The sequence below is a fragment of the Virgibacillus ndiopensis genome (genome assembly GCF_900187325.1).
Taxonomy (GTDB): domain Bacteria; phylum Bacillota; class Bacilli; order Bacillales; family Amphibacillaceae; genus Virgibacillus_E; species Virgibacillus_E ndiopensis.
Map to the genome: position 1 here is coordinate 379,412 of NZ_FZMZ01000004.1, position 15,362 is coordinate 394,773.

At 35.5% G+C, this 15,362-nt stretch carries 21 protein-coding genes; 11 read left to right on the plus strand and 10 right to left on the minus strand.

Annotation, left to right across the window (positions count from 1 at the left end; genetic code table 11):
• Positions 1 to 326: 326 nt before the first annotated feature.
• The gene (locus tag CS937_RS04130) at positions 327 to 1,607 is read right to left on the minus strand and encodes a glycosyltransferase family A protein (protein ID WP_099157197.1); all 1,281 of its coding nucleotides are present in this window, start codon (positions 1,605 to 1,607) and stop codon (positions 327 to 329) included.
• Positions 1,608 to 1,836: 229 nt separating this feature from the next.
• Here CS937_RS04130 and CS937_RS04135 point away from each other — a divergent pair, with 229 nt between their 5' ends.
• Genes CS937_RS04135 through CS937_RS04150 form a run of 4 tightly spaced genes read left to right on the plus strand, consistent with a single transcriptional unit; the run spans position 1,837 to position 3,869 of the window.
• The gene (locus CS937_RS04135; RefSeq protein WP_099157198.1) at positions 1,837 to 2,088 is read left to right on the plus strand and encodes a DUF2249 domain-containing protein; all 252 of its coding nucleotides are present in this window, start codon (positions 1,837 to 1,839) and stop codon (positions 2,086 to 2,088) included.
• Positions 2,085 to 2,300: a DUF2249 domain-containing protein gene (locus CS937_RS04140; protein ID WP_099157199.1), complete on the plus strand. Its 216-nt coding sequence runs from the start codon at positions 2,085 to 2,087 to the stop codon at positions 2,298 to 2,300. The genes CS937_RS04135 and CS937_RS04140 overlap by 4 nt, the downstream gene beginning before the upstream one ends.
• A gap of 4 nt (positions 2,301 to 2,304) precedes the next feature.
• Positions 2,305 to 3,549 (plus strand): hypothetical protein, encoded by a 1,245-nt coding sequence (locus CS937_RS04145; protein ID WP_176555744.1) that lies wholly within the window; start codon positions 2,305 to 2,307, stop codon positions 3,547 to 3,549.
• Between the two features lie 17 nt (positions 3,550 to 3,566).
• Positions 3,567 to 3,869, plus strand: a complete 303-nt coding sequence (locus CS937_RS04150) for a metal-sulfur cluster assembly factor (protein WP_099157201.1) — start codon at positions 3,567 to 3,569, stop codon at positions 3,867 to 3,869.
• Between the two features lie 50 nt (positions 3,870 to 3,919).
• Here CS937_RS04150 and CS937_RS04155 read toward each other — a convergent pair whose 3' ends face one another.
• Positions 3,920 to 4,348: a hypothetical protein gene (locus tag CS937_RS04155; protein ID WP_099157202.1), complete on the minus strand. Its 429-nt coding sequence runs from the start codon at positions 4,346 to 4,348 to the stop codon at positions 3,920 to 3,922.
• Between the two features lie 183 nt (positions 4,349 to 4,531).
• Here CS937_RS04155 and CS937_RS19345 point away from each other — a divergent pair, with 183 nt between their 5' ends.
• Positions 4,532 to 4,696, plus strand: coding sequence for a hypothetical protein (locus tag CS937_RS19345; protein ID WP_176555745.1), 165 nt, complete (start codon positions 4,532 to 4,534; stop codon positions 4,694 to 4,696).
• A 10-nt stretch (positions 4,697 to 4,706) separates the two neighbouring features.
• Here the strand turns inward: CS937_RS19345 and CS937_RS04160 are convergent, their stop codons facing one another.
• From CS937_RS04160 to CS937_RS04185, 6 genes are all read right to left on the minus strand, one after another.
• Positions 4,707 to 5,543, minus strand: a complete 837-nt coding sequence (locus CS937_RS04160) for a serine/threonine protein kinase (RefSeq protein WP_099157203.1) — start codon at positions 5,541 to 5,543, stop codon at positions 4,707 to 4,709.
• A 68-nt stretch (positions 5,544 to 5,611) separates the two neighbouring features.
• Complete coding sequence (gene moaD / locus CS937_RS04165; protein WP_099157204.1) at positions 5,612 to 5,845, minus strand: molybdopterin converting factor subunit 1; 234 nt, start codon at positions 5,843 to 5,845, stop codon at positions 5,612 to 5,614.
• Positions 5,845 to 6,312 carry a molybdenum cofactor biosynthesis protein MoaE gene (locus CS937_RS04170; protein WP_099157205.1) on the minus strand — a complete coding sequence of 156 codons (468 nt, stop codon included), beginning with the start codon at positions 6,310 to 6,312 and terminating at the stop codon, positions 5,845 to 5,847. The genes moaD and CS937_RS04170 overlap by 1 nt, the downstream gene beginning before the upstream one ends.
• 10 nt (positions 6,313 to 6,322) lie before the next feature.
• Complete coding sequence (gene mobB / locus CS937_RS04175) at positions 6,323 to 6,814, minus strand: molybdopterin-guanine dinucleotide biosynthesis protein B (RefSeq protein WP_099157206.1); 492 nt, start codon at positions 6,812 to 6,814, stop codon at positions 6,323 to 6,325.
• A gap of 80 nt (positions 6,815 to 6,894) precedes the next feature.
• Complete coding sequence (locus tag CS937_RS04180; RefSeq protein WP_099157207.1) at positions 6,895 to 7,206, minus strand: metal-sulfur cluster assembly factor; 312 nt, start codon at positions 7,204 to 7,206, stop codon at positions 6,895 to 6,897.
• A 79-nt stretch (positions 7,207 to 7,285) separates the two neighbouring features.
• On the minus strand, positions 7,286 to 8,047 hold the full coding sequence (locus CS937_RS04185) for an alpha/beta fold hydrolase (protein WP_099157208.1): 762 nt from the start codon (positions 8,045 to 8,047) through the stop codon (positions 7,286 to 7,288).
• Between the two features lie 174 nt (positions 8,048 to 8,221).
• Between CS937_RS04185 and CS937_RS04190 the strand changes: the two genes are divergently transcribed.
• The 4 genes from CS937_RS04190 (at position 8,222) to CS937_RS04200 (ending at position 9,996) form a co-directional block, all read left to right on the plus strand.
• Positions 8,222 to 9,055, plus strand: a complete 834-nt coding sequence (locus tag CS937_RS04190; protein WP_099157209.1) for a Cof-type HAD-IIB family hydrolase — start codon at positions 8,222 to 8,224, stop codon at positions 9,053 to 9,055.
• 101 nt (positions 9,056 to 9,156) lie between these two features.
• Positions 9,157 to 9,306, plus strand: coding sequence for a hypothetical protein (locus tag CS937_RS19350; RefSeq protein WP_176555746.1), 150 nt, complete (start codon positions 9,157 to 9,159; stop codon positions 9,304 to 9,306).
• Positions 9,307 to 9,501, plus strand: coding sequence for a DUF3813 family protein (locus tag CS937_RS04195; RefSeq protein ID WP_099157210.1), 195 nt, complete (start codon positions 9,307 to 9,309; stop codon positions 9,499 to 9,501).
• 231 nt (positions 9,502 to 9,732) lie between these two features.
• Positions 9,733 to 9,996: a NifU N-terminal domain-containing protein gene (locus CS937_RS04200; RefSeq protein ID WP_099157211.1), complete on the plus strand. Its 264-nt coding sequence runs from the start codon at positions 9,733 to 9,735 to the stop codon at positions 9,994 to 9,996.
• A 505-nt stretch (positions 9,997 to 10,501) separates the two neighbouring features.
• Here CS937_RS04200 and CS937_RS04205 read toward each other — a convergent pair.
• Positions 10,502 to 10,939: a hypothetical protein gene (locus CS937_RS04205; protein ID WP_099157212.1), complete on the minus strand. Its 438-nt coding sequence runs from the start codon at positions 10,937 to 10,939 to the stop codon at positions 10,502 to 10,504.
• Positions 10,940 to 10,973: 34 nt separating this feature from the next.
• The gene (locus CS937_RS04210; RefSeq protein ID WP_099157213.1) at positions 10,974 to 11,819 is read right to left on the minus strand and encodes a YitT family protein; all 846 of its coding nucleotides are present in this window, start codon (positions 11,817 to 11,819) and stop codon (positions 10,974 to 10,976) included.
• Positions 11,820 to 12,093: 274 nt separating this feature from the next.
• On the opposite strand from CS937_RS04210, the gene CS937_RS04215 reads away from it, so the two are divergent.
• Both CS937_RS04215 and CS937_RS04220 read left to right on the plus strand, forming a co-directional pair.
• Positions 12,094 to 12,954 (plus strand): DegV family protein, encoded by an 861-nt coding sequence (locus CS937_RS04215; protein ID WP_099157214.1) that lies wholly within the window; start codon positions 12,094 to 12,096, stop codon positions 12,952 to 12,954.
• Positions 12,955 to 13,347: 393 nt separating this feature from the next.
• Positions 13,348 to 15,285: a beta-propeller domain-containing protein gene (locus tag CS937_RS04220; RefSeq protein ID WP_099157215.1), complete on the plus strand. Its 1,938-nt coding sequence runs from the start codon at positions 13,348 to 13,350 to the stop codon at positions 15,283 to 15,285.
• Positions 15,286 to 15,362: the final 77 nt, after the last annotated feature.

A 15,362-nucleotide genomic window follows, 5' to 3' on the forward strand; every position in this document is an offset into this window, starting at 1 on the left:
AAAAGATGATCTCTTTTTATATGGCATACAATAAATAATTAACAATAGAGTACACCAAATTTGTAACACTAATTTTAATGAAAGTTAACATGATAGTTTACAAATAGTCTCACTTCAAAAGAAATCTATGAAATGATTCTAAAACGTATGAATCATGGAAGTGACAAGAAATATTATCATTAATAAATTGGATTCAACAGTCGATTGGATGAATTCCAAGCAGCCATTTTCTAGTGGGACTAAATTATTTCAGTCCCACTTCATCTGCAAATAGCCTTTGATTATTTTCACTATAATGGTAGAACGATTTTCGTAGCTCTATTACATTACGTTTTTAACATTTTTAAAAAATCATCCCACTTTTCATCATTATTTTTCGTAATACTCTCCTTATGTTCCCGAACATTATATACTGTGAAATCCTGATAGTGAAAACGAGATGTTTTTATTAACCTGCATAATACACTTACATCTTCAAATAGACGACCATTTTCAAAATCAATAATTGGGAACCCTCCTGCTTTTTTAAGAAGAGTAGTTCGATATATTCGTGGTCCAAGAGGAAAACGGTAAGATAATAAATCCGTTATTCCTTTGACCGTTGTTCCCTTGGCTAAACCTTTAAATAGAACGTCCTCCGTTAATTGCTTCCATTTCCTGAAGTTACCGTACAATACCGAAATATTACTTGGGAGATCTGCTGCATACTTCTTTATGACTGATGCAGCATCAGCATCAAGCCAATCATCAGCATCAAGCTCGACTATAAAGTCAGATGATACATAAGCTAATAATTCATTTAATGCCCTAGCCTTTCCTTCATTTTTCTTTTTAAAAACCTTCACTTGCTTTCCATCTTCCCATTGTAGGATTTGGTCATAAGAGGTGTCAGTCGATCCATCATCCATGATCAATATTTTATCAAATGGATCTGTTTGTAAAAGACAGGAAACAATGGCGGTTTCCACGTATTTCCCCATATTATAATTTGTAATTAAGACTGATACTGTTGGATTCACTGTTTTGCTATGTTTTACTTGATATTTTTGCATAAATCTTAACTTCTCGATTGTATTTGCTGAAGTATTTTTCCTTGCCTGCTTTACCAAGTTGTCTTTAATCAGTTGTTGCGATTCTTCTACATTCGCTAGCCAGGCAGGTAAAAGTGCTTCCTTGAATGGGAGTTGGAAACTTGATAAAAATTTTTCCTTTTTCATACGGGATGTACTAACTAATAACGGGAGATGGATTGCTATATTTCGGTTATGGTAAATCGTTCCCAAAACTGTTTTGACCAGTGGGAGCTTAAGTGCATCTTTGTCTAGTGATGGCGAAAGATAGTCTGTACCTTGAAGAAATAATATATATGGCGTAGTTAGCTTCATAATCGTATCATTCAATGTTTCACCTGTACCATGATCCCCTGTTGCGATAAATTGCGTCCTCCCGTATAACCCCCTATGGCTATTTAAATGTAAGGACGTTTTTGGTTCATGGAAAACAAGAATAGATTTTATTCGTGAACTAATTTTATTCATCGAAGACAAAGCTTTGTTTAGTGCCGATTGTTCTGAATAATAAATCAGAATAACGGTTATGTCCATCATGTTCGCAAAACCTCCGTTCATGAAAACTTATGCTATATATAAATATTTATGGATGAGAAAAATTTTTATACTTCATGACTGTTTTCAGCGCTATTAATGCCGAAATTGTGACAATATGTTCATTTTTTTAGCCTCACTTGTGATACAAATCACTGTCTATCTAATTGAAAATCATTATCATAACAATATAAAGACGTTTGAAATATTACGTTACTTTGGAGGTGAATTAATGCGTAAAAATGAAGAGGTAACAGAGTTGGATGTACGTGAGGATTTACGATTGAAGAAAGAACCATTTGATAAAATCATGGCAGCAGTAAAGCAATTAAAAGTTGGGGAGATTTTCATATTACACGCCCCATTCAATCCCGTTCCATTACATGCAGTTTTAAAACGTAAAGGTTTTGACCATGAAGCTGAAAAAATTGATCGAAAGCATTGGAAAGTGACCTATTTGAAAAAGGAGGGGACTGATGAATGATTATAGATAACCGCGGTCTAGAACCACCACAACCAATGATGCGCACGTTAAAAGCATTGGACAAGATGAAAAACGGAGAATCGCTAGCAATAATAAACGACAGACGACCAATGTTTTTATATGAGGAATTAAATGAACGAGGTTATTTGCATGAAACAGAACCTCAGGAGGATGGAAGCTTTAAAATTTCAATAACGAAAATTGGTGATTAAGATGATGCCTGGAGCAAACATGAAAATAGATACAAACATAAAGCTTCCATTGGCGTTTATTTTATATGCATTACTGGCGCTGGTGATAGCACAAATGATATTTCTTTTTCGTCATGATTTAGTAAATGCAGGACAATTCCACATGCCTCATATCTGGATGGGCTCTCATTTCCTATTGCTGGGTTTTGCGGTAATGGTCGCAATGGGCGGTATGTATCAGCTTGTTCCCGTTGCCTTTTTGACACCGATTTGGAATCAAACATTTGGATTTGTTCAATTTATCTTCACTGCTGGAGGCATAACAGCATTTGCTATTTTGTTAGGTGTAAAATCTGGAAATTGCATTTATGGGGGGATCGTTGCCATTATCGGCATTGTAATGTTTATAATACAAATGGCAATTACCATCTTTAAACAAGAAAAGAAAAATAAGATGACCTTATTTATCATTGGTGCTATCACATGCTTTTTCTTGACCATTGCTGCAGGATTTTTGTTAGCCTGGAACATCGCTTTTGGAGGAATTGCAAGCCACAGCACCATCTTATTTTCCCATATTGTATTAGGTATTACTGGCTGGTTTACGTTATTAATTTTCGGTTTCTCCTATAAATTAGTTCCTATGTTTAGTTTATCCCATGGTTTTTCAATGAAATGGGCAAAACCAGCATTTTTCTCCTACATTGCTGGTTTAATTACCTTAATCAGTTCCTTTTGGTTTGGAAATGATCTTTTGCAAACAATCGGCTGGTTATTGTTATCAGCTGGATTCAGTTTTTTTGTGCTAGATATTCAAGAAATTCTAACCAAAAGATTCAAGAAAAAACTGGATAAACCATTTTCATTTGCACTTTTAGCTATATTGATTGGCTTCAGTATACATGTTTTGGCTTTTCTTTTTAAAATAAGTGGTATACAGGATCCAATAATATGGGGATGGCTGATTTACCTTTACGTCATGGGATGGATTGTTTTTAGTATTTTAGGTTATTTATACAAAATTGTTCCGGTTCTCTGGTGGACGTACAAATACTCGGACAGAGTTGGGAAAGAAAAGGTTCCACTTCTTAAGGATATGATTAACAATCAATTGAGTATTATTCTATTTGTCTTTTTTATTATTGGTGTAGTGGGGTTAACTTTTGGAGGGATAGTACAAATTGAAATAGTGGTATTTATCTTTCAAATGCTATTGTCACTAACATCACTTGTTTATACGATTTCAATTATTCGCGTATTGTTTGTATAGGAAAGGAGTTTAATCATATGACACTAGCAACTGAGGTTGAAGCATCGTTATTTGAAGTTATTGATCCTGAACTTGGTGTTAATGTTATGGATTTAGGACTGATATATGGGGTTGATGTGGATGATAACAACAATGTTAACATTACTATGACACTTACAACACCAGGCTGTCCTATGCATGATACCATTTCGAATGGTGTAAACTATCGTGTTAGTCAAATTGAAGGTATTGGTGAAATTGACGTCAAAGTCGTTTGGGAGCCAGCCTGGTCACCTGCCAAAATGACAGACCGCGCGAAGGAAATGCTTGGGATAGGATGATAGAGGAGCTTAAGCTTTCAAGCTCCTTTTTTATATACATCATCTCACTACTACATCCTTACAATTACCGCTCCCCCACCACTACCTTGGACACACTTTGTATCTTCCTGATCATGCATGGATTGTAACAATTGATTATTTTGGGCGATTAATCGTGTAAGTGTATCTAATTGATGGTTTAGATTATTCATCATTCGAATTAAATAATCCATTTCTGAACTTGAATCATCATACGAATTGTTCGGATATGAAAATGGTGGATAAACATGCGCACTACTATTTTTCTGAAAGGTATTATCTTGTGAAAAGTGGTTATGTCCCATTCCATTCATATTTGTATATTCTTGAGCCTGTTTTCTTGAGCCCGTTTCTTTAGACCCTGTACTTCCTTGACCTTGAAATTCATCAAAATTCCCATTTTTGTTGCTGCCTTGAGGATAGTACCCCCAACCTGGTATATAAGAATTGTAAGAAGACATGGTTAACCTCCTTCCATCATATATATAGCCTATTCACCAAATTTCCTCACGGTACAATCATCTAAAAAATGATTGAATTGCCCATTTCTCACTAATAAATTTGAAAATCGTGATTATGAAAGAAATGTATGTTACTGTATAGTCAACAATTAATGAATTTAAATGGAAAGGAGGGCTTAAAGTATGTTTAAAAAATTGTTTAAACAAATAAAGCAATATTCACAGAGCAGCAGTGACCGGCGAAAACACCGTTATCATTATAGCGGAAGCAGCAGTAGTCGTCACCGCCACAAAAATCCATATGGTGGAAGCCATCGATACAAGCGAAAAGGTAGAAGTAGTAGTTGATAGTAATAGATCATTTGCCTTCAAATCCTATGTTCTTGAATTTTTCATCGGCAAAAATACTATCCATATCCCGTAAAATTTGTTGTGTATTAGAATATTTCTCACCAATACCAAGTAATCTGCGAAGTAAGTGGGTTGTTAAAGGGTGAAGCGAAAGTTCTTCTGTCCAAGGGAGGGCTTTTCTGCTTTTTGCAGGATAGGAAGAATATAGTAAAAATAACAGCAGATCACCTAAATCAAAATAATCATTTTGCCAGAGGTAACGTTTATCCTCTTCTTTTCCACCCTCTCTAGCATGAGCGAAACTGATTCCAGAATTTATCGCTAAACCAAAATCAATTAAAAACGGGTGGTTATTCTGTAAGATGACATTTGGGATGCGGAGGTCTCCATGAACTATCCCTTGGCTGTGCAGATAACCAACAAGTCCAACAAGTTTTCGCAACAATTGTAACGATTCATTTTCATCAAATTGTTGCCGTTTTTCGAACAATAGATCCTCCAGATTTTCTCCTTCCATAAAATCCATTGAATAAAAAAAATCTCCATTAAATGAAAAGCGTTCATGCAAATTAGGAATAGCCTTATGGTTTAATTTGCTAAGAACAAATGCTTCATTATAAAACAAATTTAAATCTTTTTTGTTTTTACGTTTACTTGGACGAAGTTGCTTTATAGCTACACGCTTATTCGTATCAAGTTTATTGCATTCATAGGCTATTCCATAACTTCCCATTCCAATTACACGGTTAACTTTGTAACGATTTGCAATAATCTCACCAGCATCAATTGGATTGTCGACGAAAAATTGATAAAGCTTTCGTACAGGACGAATTAAAGAATTCATAAGCACCCCACTCGGATTTTTCACTAAAATTACTGTTATCGTGAAAAATCGTTATTGAAAACAATTGTTTACCCACCACTAACAGGCGGAATAAACGCAACTACATCTCCATTTTCAATTAACACATCTTCTGTAGCATATTCTTCATTAATTGCAACCATGGCATGATCAAGATTGTCCAGCTCATACGTAGCTAAAAGTTTTTCTTTTAGGTCTTTAACTGTAATACGGTCCGCTTCAACAGCTATTTTAGCACTACCCGCTGCTTCCTGTAATTCTGCAAAAAACAGTACATCAATCATTATCGCATATCCTCCTCAGTTGGCAGTTTTTCTTGATAGGATGTGTTCTCTTTCTGATCACCAATCCACTTTGTTCCATCTTCCCAGTGTTCTTTTTTCCAGATCGGGACAATTTCTTTTATCCGTTCAATTGCGTACCTGCTCGCTTCAAATGCATCGTGTCGATGTGGTGTTGATACAGCAATCACAACAGCGATATCGGATATATCCAAATGTCCGATTCTATGGACAATGGCAGTTTCAGCATCCTGCCATTTTTCATTAATTTCATCACCAATTTGAGCAAGCTTTTTCTCAGCCATTGCCACATACGCTTGATACTCCAAATATAATGTTCGCTTATCCTTGGTAAATTCACGAACCGTTCCAATAAATGTATTAATCGCCCCGGCTTCGGGACGGACTACTTTTGATATACAATTATTTACCTGTATAGGCTGATCAGTAATCCAAAAATTTTTTTCCATCTTAACACCTTCATCCAATCATGTAATCTGCTAGTTGTGGTAAATAGGCTTCCATATTATTGATCGTAAAAGTTGGATAAGGGACATTTTTTAAGATTTTGTCATCCCAAGACCCTACTGCGATTATATTCGAAAGCTCGTCCAAAAGCGACAATTCTTCTTCGTTTTTAACCAAAACAATTTTAGGGTATTCAGCCTGTTTATACCCTTCAACGAATAGAAAATCTAAAGTCATCAAACTGTATAGCTTGATTAATTCATTGAATTCCACATTGTTCAATGTCAGCTGTGATACATTTTCACCTTGAACACCACTGACCAATGCTCCTGCTTCAAAATGTTGGAAACTGTCCGTATCCTTCACCAGTGCTGGTTCCCCACCGTGACCATGATGTTTTAACGAACCAACTTTAAAATCTCTCGATGAAAAGTAACGGATCATTTCTCTTGTTACTGTTGTTTTACCCGAATTTTTAAAGCCAACAATCTGACATATTTTCATATAAATACCTCATTCATTTAATTTTCACAAAAAAAGGTCGATCCATTAACAATGAATCAACCTTGATAATCACGAACTGATCAATCTGGAATACCTAATGCAATTTTAGCATAACGAGACATTCTTTCTTTGCCCCAAGGTGGACTCCATACAATTTCAACATTTATTTCTTTTATTTCAGGAATATCTGAAAGTGCGCGTCTCACGTCTTGTTCAATATGTGCTGCGAGGGGGCAACCCATTGCTGTCAACGTCATTGTAACATTACAAATACCCTCGTCGTTTAAATCAACATCATATACAAGCCCAAGATTAACAATATCAATACCTAATTCAGGATCAATAACGTTTTCAAGCGCACCCATCATATTCTCTTTTAACGCTTCATCCATGACTTATTCCTCCCTATTTGTTTCTAGTCTTATTTAAACATATTTCGCTTACTTTTCAAGTGATTTATCTCACACTTGCTTACAAATAATGATCAAACCATTTAACCGTTTCTAAAATAGCAAATCGACTTACTTTGTGGTCACGATTCGATTCTTTAAGAAACTTAATATGATCTTTATTATTATAAAGCTGTTTTGCCTCATCATAAAATGTATAGGAATGATCAAAAGGTACAACAGAATCATTCTCACCGTGCCAAAATAGAAGCGGACGTTCTTTCAGCTTATCAGCTTGTCTGGATAAATCATACCTTTTGAGATCTTCAAATAACTGGTCAATCATTTCTTCCGTTACTGGTAAATCTCCTAATTTCCTAAAGCTATCGACTAACGTTTTAGCATAGGTAGTAATCTTAGGTGAACCCATAAGAACCGCTGCCGTTTTAATCCATGGATATTGGGTTAAAGCGGCAGATGTTGTAATTCCGCCCATACTCGTTCCTGCTAAGCCGAAACGATCGTCTAAAATTAGTTCTTCCTGATCCAGTATATCTTTTATTTCGTTTAGTTCACTAACATTTTGCATAACAATATCCCAAAAGGAAACCTGCTTCTTAACAGCTGAAATGTCAACTTCTCGCTCCCCATGATATTTACTATCTGGTAAAACAACTCGATATCCTTTTTCAGCAAGTAAATAAGCTAGAGGTAAATTGTGTTCCTTTGCACTTGTGAATCCATGAGAATATGTAATTACAGGTAATGCCTCTTTTTCTTTTGTAGAATCAACTACAACTAAAGCTGGAATTTCATTGAATTTTTTACGGTATACCCCTATCATGTTCAAGATCCTCTCGTCAAATAAATGTATATATAATTAATCATAGTATTTAATTGGTATAGAATGCAAATCACATGTTATTTTAAGTCAATTTTAATTAATTTAATTCATCTATAATTATCCTTTACTTTATATAAAATCACTTATAAACTAGGGTAATACGAGGTGAAGCTTATGGAAAATAAACGACATTTAATTGCATTGGATTTAGATGGCACACTTTTAACGGACAAAAAGGAAATTAGTCCACGTACAAAACAAACTGTTTTAAAAGCAATAGAAGAAGGTCATATCGTTGTTATATCAACAGGTAGACCGCATCGTGCAAGTATTAATTACTATAAAGAACTTGGCTTAAACACACCCATGGTTAACTTTAATGGCGCACTAATTCATCACCCTAAGGATGAGAAATGGGATGTACTACATAGTCCTATGCAAAAACGAACCGCCCTTAAAATTATTGATGCTTGTTATCAGTTGAATGTTCACAATATCTTAGCTGAAGTTAAGGACGATGTCTATCTTGATCAATATGATGAAAAAATTATTGATATTTTTCATACAACCCAGAACGATCCACCGTTTACGATTGGCAGCTTAAAAAATGAGTTAAAAGATGATCCTACTTCATTACTAATTCATCCGAAAGAAGATCATATCCATGAATTAAGAAGTCACTTGGATGATTATCATGCAGAATTGATTGAACACCGTAAATGGGGTGCTCCGTGGAATATCATTGAAATCGTCAAAAAAGGCATGAACAAGGCTGTTGGATTAGAAAAGATCGCTTATTATTATGATATCCCGCAGGATCGAATTATTGCATTTGGTGATGAAGACAATGACTTCGAAATGATTGATTATGCTGGCGTTGGTGTTGCGATGGGAAATGCAATTGATGAACTTAAATCCATTGCAAATCATGTCACTGACACGAATGAACAGAACGGGATTGGAACCTTTTTGGAAAATTATTTAAAATTACATGTTAAAGCTGTATAACTTACCGACATTTTCCTACAATATAAATTTACTATCAAACCATACTATAAGTGAACGTTATCTAATGCGTTCACTTCTTATTTTGTTGGGAGGAATCAGTTGTGGGGAAAAAGAGCAAATCAAAACGATTTACTCAACAAGGTGCTGATTCAGTTAAACAGCACGCTGAACGGTTTCCTTACCGATCACGCTTTTCCGATGTAGAACGGAAACAAGAGGAAGCAGACAACCACACTGTAGGAGGGTTTTAATTGGCTAATAACTTATTTCAACAAGCTAAAGACGCCGTCAACCGCTTAACAAACACAACAGGAGCTGCAAACGCTCAAGATAAACAAGCAGCACAAAATGCCATCCAAGCTGCCTATACAAATTGTTCTCCTGAGGAACAACAGCAATTACAGCAGCTTGAACAACAACTCAAGTCAAAAAACCAATTGAGTTAACATCCCGCAAATAAAAAGCTTGCTCAAGTGATTACTAATTCTTTACATTGTGATGAAACGGTTTTGCGTAAGGCAAGCAGGAAACACCTTCGTCCTATTTGACGGAGGTGTTTTTTATTTGGTTACAAAGGATCTACAAATACACATTACGTTTGTCAATAATATTTCTTTTTTCCTTGTCCCATTTCTGCTAATATGTAAATAGATAGGTATTATTAGGAGGGATTTCAAATGGGAGTACGCGCTGAGGCTACACCAAATCCAAATGCATTAAAATTTACGACAGATAAACTTATTTTTGAAGGCACAAACAGTATTTCAGTAATGCCTGGAGATACAAGCGACTATGCAATTCTTAACGAACTTATGCAGCTTGAAGGTGTCGATAATGTTTTCGGATATCAAAATTTTATTACGGTAAACAAACAATTCGATGCAGAATGGGACACGCTATCACCAAAAGTACAAAATGTATTTGAAAAACACGGCTTTTAATTTTTAGCTATTTTCTAGAAATGTTGCTTTTTTACGTGGTGAATCTTATAGAATAGTTTATATAAACAGCAACGTTGAATTCACATTTTATATTGCTATCTGCCCCGCATCCCGTATACACTTCGCTTTCCGGGGACGGCTGGAGATCCTCCTCGTGCTGACGCACTCCGGGGTCTCACCGATGCCTCTCATCCCCCAGGAGCCTACGTGTATACGGGCTGCTTATAGGAGGATATTTGCTTTTCTATTTTTATAAATAATATTGGATTAAAAAAAAATCTCCACACAAGCGAAGGGAAAATACGGAGACTCCTACGGGAAAGCGAAGACGCTGAGACCCCACAGGGAGCGGTCTTTGCGAGCTAGGAGGCTCAGCGCGAGCCCGTGGAAAGCCGCAGTGTTTTCCCGCAGCGATTGCAGTGTACCATACTACCATACGTGTTTTTAAATACATATGAATAGAAACAGTGACACAAAACAAGACAGCCTCGCAGCTGTCTTGTTTTTATTTGCCTAAATCGACCGGGATATAATTAGGATTAATCATTTTTCCTGATGCATCTTTTACGTAAAATGTTAAAACAGGTATTTGTTCTTCTGTTGCCTCATTTTTAGGGATGTCCATTTTCAATTCAAAACTTCCCCATCCACTTGCGTTTGTGTCCAATTCCACTTTACTTTCATCAACAACAACCTTATCTCCATACATTAATTTAAAGTAAAAGACATCGTTTGCTGCAGCTGCCTTCCCTTTAACAACTATTTGCTCTTCTGGAGTTTTGATGTCAATATTGCTAAATTTTACTGAACTGTTTTCACCTTGAGTTGTTTCCGAACTTTTTTCTTGTTCGTCTGGATCCGAAGTTACATTATTTTCATCGTCTTGGTCACTACATGCAACTAATAATACCATTGCTAAAAATAGTAATAGAAATTTTTTCATGTCGCTTTACCCCTCTACTGAATGAAGTTTCATTTTATCCATCACGTCTGAAGAAACCAAAAATACCTGTTGTTTGAACGATATTGGTAAATGCATTTGGATCTATCTCAGAAATGATTTTTTCCAGATCATACAGCTCATACCGTGTGATGACAAGATACAACATATTTTTGTCCTCTCTTGTATACGCACCTGTTGCAGGTAAAATTGTAATACCACGTACCATCTTGTTATGGATTGCTTTCTGTAATTCATCTGCCTTGTGCGTGATGATCATTGCTGTGATTTTTTCATGACGCGTATGAAGTGCATCGATTACACGTGTTGTTACATATAAAGTTAACATCGTATATAATGCGTTTTCCGGTTCATAAAGAATACCGGCCAATGCAATAATGACAGCATTTAACAATAAAAAATAAGTACCAATTGGTTTGTCTTTCATTCGAGAAAGAACCATTGCCACAATATCCATACCACCTGTTGACGCACCAAGTTTTAGTGTAATCCCAACGCCAATACCAGCAATAACCCCACCAAATACAGCGTTCAGAATAATATCTTCTGATAAGTGAACAATCGGTAATACTTCTAGAAATAATGTCGTAAATGCAACAGATATAGCGCTATATACTGTAAACCCTTTTCCGACCTTAAACCATCCTAAAATAGCAACAGGGATATTTAAAATGAATAAAAGAATACCGGTACTGATACCAATTCCCACAAAATCATTAAATACACTGGAAATCAGCTGTGCAGCACCTGTAAATCCACTTGCATAAACATTTGCACCAATTAGAAAAAAGTTCAGTGAAATAGCATTTAATAATGCTCCGAATATCACCATGATAATCCGCTTTGCTTCGAACAAAAACATGACAACCCTCCTTAATTAATTGAACTTAACAGTTGTCCAATACATTTTTATAAGTTTTTCAAAAAGGCGCTAAATAATAACTTGCACTTCTCTTCATTTGCTTTCTTTTCGTTCCTCGTGTAGAGAATAGTCTACACTCCGGTTTTCAAATCTATGCCGCCTCAACATTCTTGAATTTCTAATTTTACACTTTTTCAAATATTATTTAAATATCTTTGACTAACCATCGTTATAGCTATAAACTTAAAGAAACACATAAATGAAGGTGAAAACTATGAACGTAAAAATTCTTGCAGATTCAGCATCTGATCTGTCAACAAAACATTATAACGAATTTGACATTGAAATGGTATCATTAACAGTTCATTTAAACGAAAAAGAATATGAAGACGGAAAAACAATCTCACCCAAGTCAGTGTATGACGCGATGAGGGAAGGAAAAAGTCCGAAGACATCACAAGTATCTCCACAAACCTTTAAAACTATTTTTACATCTTACGCTGAAGCAAATCAACCCTTAGTCTATATTGCATTTTCTTCTGAATTATCTGGCACCTACCAAACAGGAAAAATGATGGAACAGGAAGTGAAAGAAAAATATCCGGACGCCCCTATCCATGTAATCGATACAAAGTGTGCCTCTATTGGATATGGACTCGTTGTACTCCGGGCAGCAGAACTAGCAAATACAGGTGCAAGTGCAGCGGAAATTATTGAAATGGCTACCTATCATGCCAAACATATGGAGCATATTTTTACTGTAGATGATCTTGAGTATTTATACCGAGGTGGACGCGTAAGTAAAACTGCTGCATTCGTTGGTTCCCTTTTAAAAATTAAACCAATACTTCACGTGGATGATGGAAAATTAGTTCCGCTTGAAAAAGTTAGAGGTTCTAAAAAATTATTAGGTCGAATCGTTGAAATCATGGAGGAACGTGGAACCGATTTACATAATCAGGTTATTGGAATTAGCCACGGTGATGATATAGAAAGAGCGGAAAATCTAGCTGAAATGATTAAGGAAAAATTTAATCCGAAAGAAATCGTAATTGAAATGGTTGGGTCTGCAATTGGTGCGCACGCAGGACCAGGTACTATTGCATTATTTTTCTTGAATGATGAATATAAATAAATTTAACAAAGCTATTCCAGTATTACTGGGTAGCTTTTTTTGTTACTGCAGCGACTTTTGAGGAGGAAACAGCGTTTTGTAAATTTGAACGGTGCTTTCCATGAGCTATCGGTGCACTACAATTTTATCTGCAATCATTCTTTCAAACCAATCTTTTTTTTACAAAATTGTAACAAAAACATTTTCACGACGACTATTTAGTTAAATTGTGTTTTCAAAAAGTTATCGAACGAGAAGCAGGAAGGTCTAGGCGACGTAGCTTTGAGCACCGGAGTGTACACAAAAAAGGTACATGAGGAGCGGAAAAGCAAACCAATGAAGAGATTCGCCGCTTATCATTTGGTGACTTTTTGAACATCCTCTTAAATACAGGAAATTGACGAGGTGAAAGAAATGAACAATAAGAGCTGGTTGGTAGGCGGAATTAGTATTGTGCTGGTAGTTTGTTTATTTTTCATATTTTCTAATTCAGGTGAGAAATTGGACAACAAATCTACCCAGTCATTTAAGAATATTGATACGTTACCAAACATTAAAGATAAAGATCAATTAATCTCCCTTTTGAAAGAACGAACGAAAGCAAAACAAAAACTATTCAGTATTACGGAAAAAGAAAGTACCATGGCGGACAATGCGTCAGGCAAAGGTGCTAAAAATGAAGGTGCTTCCCCCGTATCAAAAACAAATGAACAAGTAAGTGGAATTGACGAGGGTGACATTATCAAGACGGACGGAGATTTTATCTATTTTGCTAGAGATTCAGACGTGATCATCACACAAGCTAATAATGAAAACAGTAAATTTATCAGTAAAATCACCGAGAAAAACTTCAATCCAACTGAACTTTACTTACACGACAATTTGTTAATTATAATTGGACACACCATCACTAAAATTAGAGATACGAAAAAAAACGCAGATAATATCAGTATGCCAATTCACCATAATCAGACAACGGTATTTGTTTATGATGTTGCAAATCGCACGGCTCCTAAGAAAATGAGAGAAGTAACAATTGAAGGCACGTTAACAGCTTCACGTAAAATGAAGGAACACCTTTACTTGATTGCCAATGAATACCCACCATTTCAGATATTGAATAAAAATAAAACGAACACAGATCTTAGACCAATTGTCAAAGACACAGCTGTCAGTAATGAAGGTCAACCGCTTGACTATGATGACATGTATTTTTTTCCAGATAGTAATGAAAAGAACTTCTTATTAATGGCCACACTTAATTTAAATGATCTTGAAAAAGAAGCGCGTGTGGAATCGTATCTTGGGGCATCTCAGCAAATGTATATGTCCAAAAATCATATCTATATTGCTGTTAATAAATTGGAATCTCCCGACACAAAAAGATCTAGAGAGAAAATGATTGCGGCACCCGTAAATACAGAGATTATTCAATTTAAAATTAATAGAGGAAAAATCACCTATAATGCGAAAACTACCGTAAATGGAACATTAATCAATCAATTTGCCATGGATGAACGTGATGGCATATTCCGAATTGCTACGACTAAAGGGGATCTGTTACAAGACGATGAACCTTCAACAAACAATTTATATACGTATGATTTGCAGCTGAATCCTTTAGGTTCTGTAGAGGGACTTGCAAAAGGAGAACGAATCTATAGTGTTCGATTTATGGAGGATATTGCATACATGGTAACGTTTAAACAAGTTGATCCATTGTTTGTAATAGATTTAAACGAACCGAAAAAGCCAACTGTCTTAGGTAAACTAAAAATACCTGGATTCAGTAACTATCTACATCCTCTAGATGAAAATCATGTAATTGGGTTTGGTGAAAACACTAAATTAATGGAAACTGAAAATGGAGATGAACCGCTCGTACGTTCTGACGGCATTAAAATTTCGTTATTTGATGTCAGTGATTTAGCTAATCCAAAAGAAATAGACAATGAAATCATTGGTCAAGCTGGATCCTATACAGAATTAAATTATAACCATAACGCGCTCTATAAACACCCAAAAAAAAGTCTATTTGGATTCCCAGCGATATTGTATAAATCAAAAACAGTTCAACAAGGAGAGGCTACGTACGAAGAACAAACTTATCTTTATGAGGGAGCCTTTCTATATCATATTTCAGCAGATGATGGGATTGTGTTAAAAGATAAAATCACACATCAGAGCAAAAATACAACGAATCACCCTGAATGGCAATCTGAAATCCGGAGAATTGTCTCGGTCGATAACACGATTTATACATTGTCCTTCAATCAAATGAAAGTGTATAACTTGAATGAGGAAAAGGTTATCCAGACTGTGAAACTACCGAAAATTCCTGATATGTATTAATTCATAGAAAGCCAAAAAATAATGTAATAATAGAACTGATAGAAGAAAACGTTGGACTTTAAATCATTTCAACCTGC

Coding starts and splice junctions, on each gene's coding strand:
- CS937_RS04135 (WP_099157198.1), top strand. CDS start 1,837: ATGCGTAAAAATGAAGAGGTAACAGAGTTGGATGTACGTGAGGATTTA.
- CS937_RS04145 (WP_176555744.1), top strand. CDS start 2,305: ATGCCTGGAGCAAACATGAAAATAGATACAAACATAAAGCTTCCATTG.
- CS937_RS04130 (WP_099157197.1), bottom strand. CDS start 1,607: ATGATGGACATAACCGTTATTCTGATTTATTATTCAGAACAATCGGCA.
- CS937_RS04170 (WP_099157205.1), bottom strand. CDS start 6,312: ATGGAAAAAAATTTTTGGATTACTGATCAGCCTATACAGGTAAATAAT.
- CS937_RS04210 (WP_099157213.1), bottom strand. CDS start 11,819: ATGTTTTTGTTCGAAGCAAAGCGGATTATCATGGTGATATTCGGAGCA.
- CS937_RS04155 (WP_099157202.1), bottom strand. CDS start 4,348: ATGTCTTCTTACAATTCTTATATACCAGGTTGGGGGTACTATCCTCAA.
- CS937_RS04140 (WP_099157199.1), top strand. CDS start 2,085: ATGATTATAGATAACCGCGGTCTAGAACCACCACAACCAATGATGCGC.
- CS937_RS04215 (WP_099157214.1), top strand. CDS start 12,094: ATGAACGTAAAAATTCTTGCAGATTCAGCATCTGATCTGTCAACAAAA.
- CS937_RS04160 (WP_099157203.1), bottom strand. CDS start 5,543: ATGAATTCTTTAATTCGTCCTGTACGAAAGCTTTATCAATTTTTCGTC.
- CS937_RS04190 (WP_099157209.1), top strand. CDS start 8,222: ATGGAAAATAAACGACATTTAATTGCATTGGATTTAGATGGCACACTT.
- CS937_RS04200 (WP_099157211.1), top strand. CDS start 9,733: ATGGGAGTACGCGCTGAGGCTACACCAAATCCAAATGCATTAAAATTT.
- CS937_RS04205 (WP_099157212.1), bottom strand. CDS start 10,939: ATGAAAAAATTTCTATTACTATTTTTAGCAATGGTATTATTAGTTGCA.
- CS937_RS04185 (WP_099157208.1), bottom strand. CDS start 8,047: ATGATAGGGGTATACCGTAAAAAATTCAATGAAATTCCAGCTTTAGTT.
- CS937_RS04220 (WP_099157215.1), top strand. CDS start 13,348: ATGAACAATAAGAGCTGGTTGGTAGGCGGAATTAGTATTGTGCTGGTA.
- CS937_RS19345 (WP_176555745.1), top strand. CDS start 4,532: ATGTTTAAAAAATTGTTTAAACAAATAAAGCAATATTCACAGAGCAGC.
- CS937_RS04150 (WP_099157201.1), top strand. CDS start 3,567: ATGACACTAGCAACTGAGGTTGAAGCATCGTTATTTGAAGTTATTGAT.
- moaD (WP_099157204.1), bottom strand. CDS start 5,845: ATGATTGATGTACTGTTTTTTGCAGAATTACAGGAAGCAGCGGGTAGT.
- CS937_RS04180 (WP_099157207.1), bottom strand. CDS start 7,206: ATGGATGAAGCGTTAAAAGAGAATATGATGGGTGCGCTTGAAAACGTT.
- mobB (WP_099157206.1), bottom strand. CDS start 6,814: ATGAAAATATGTCAGATTGTTGGCTTTAAAAATTCGGGTAAAACAACA.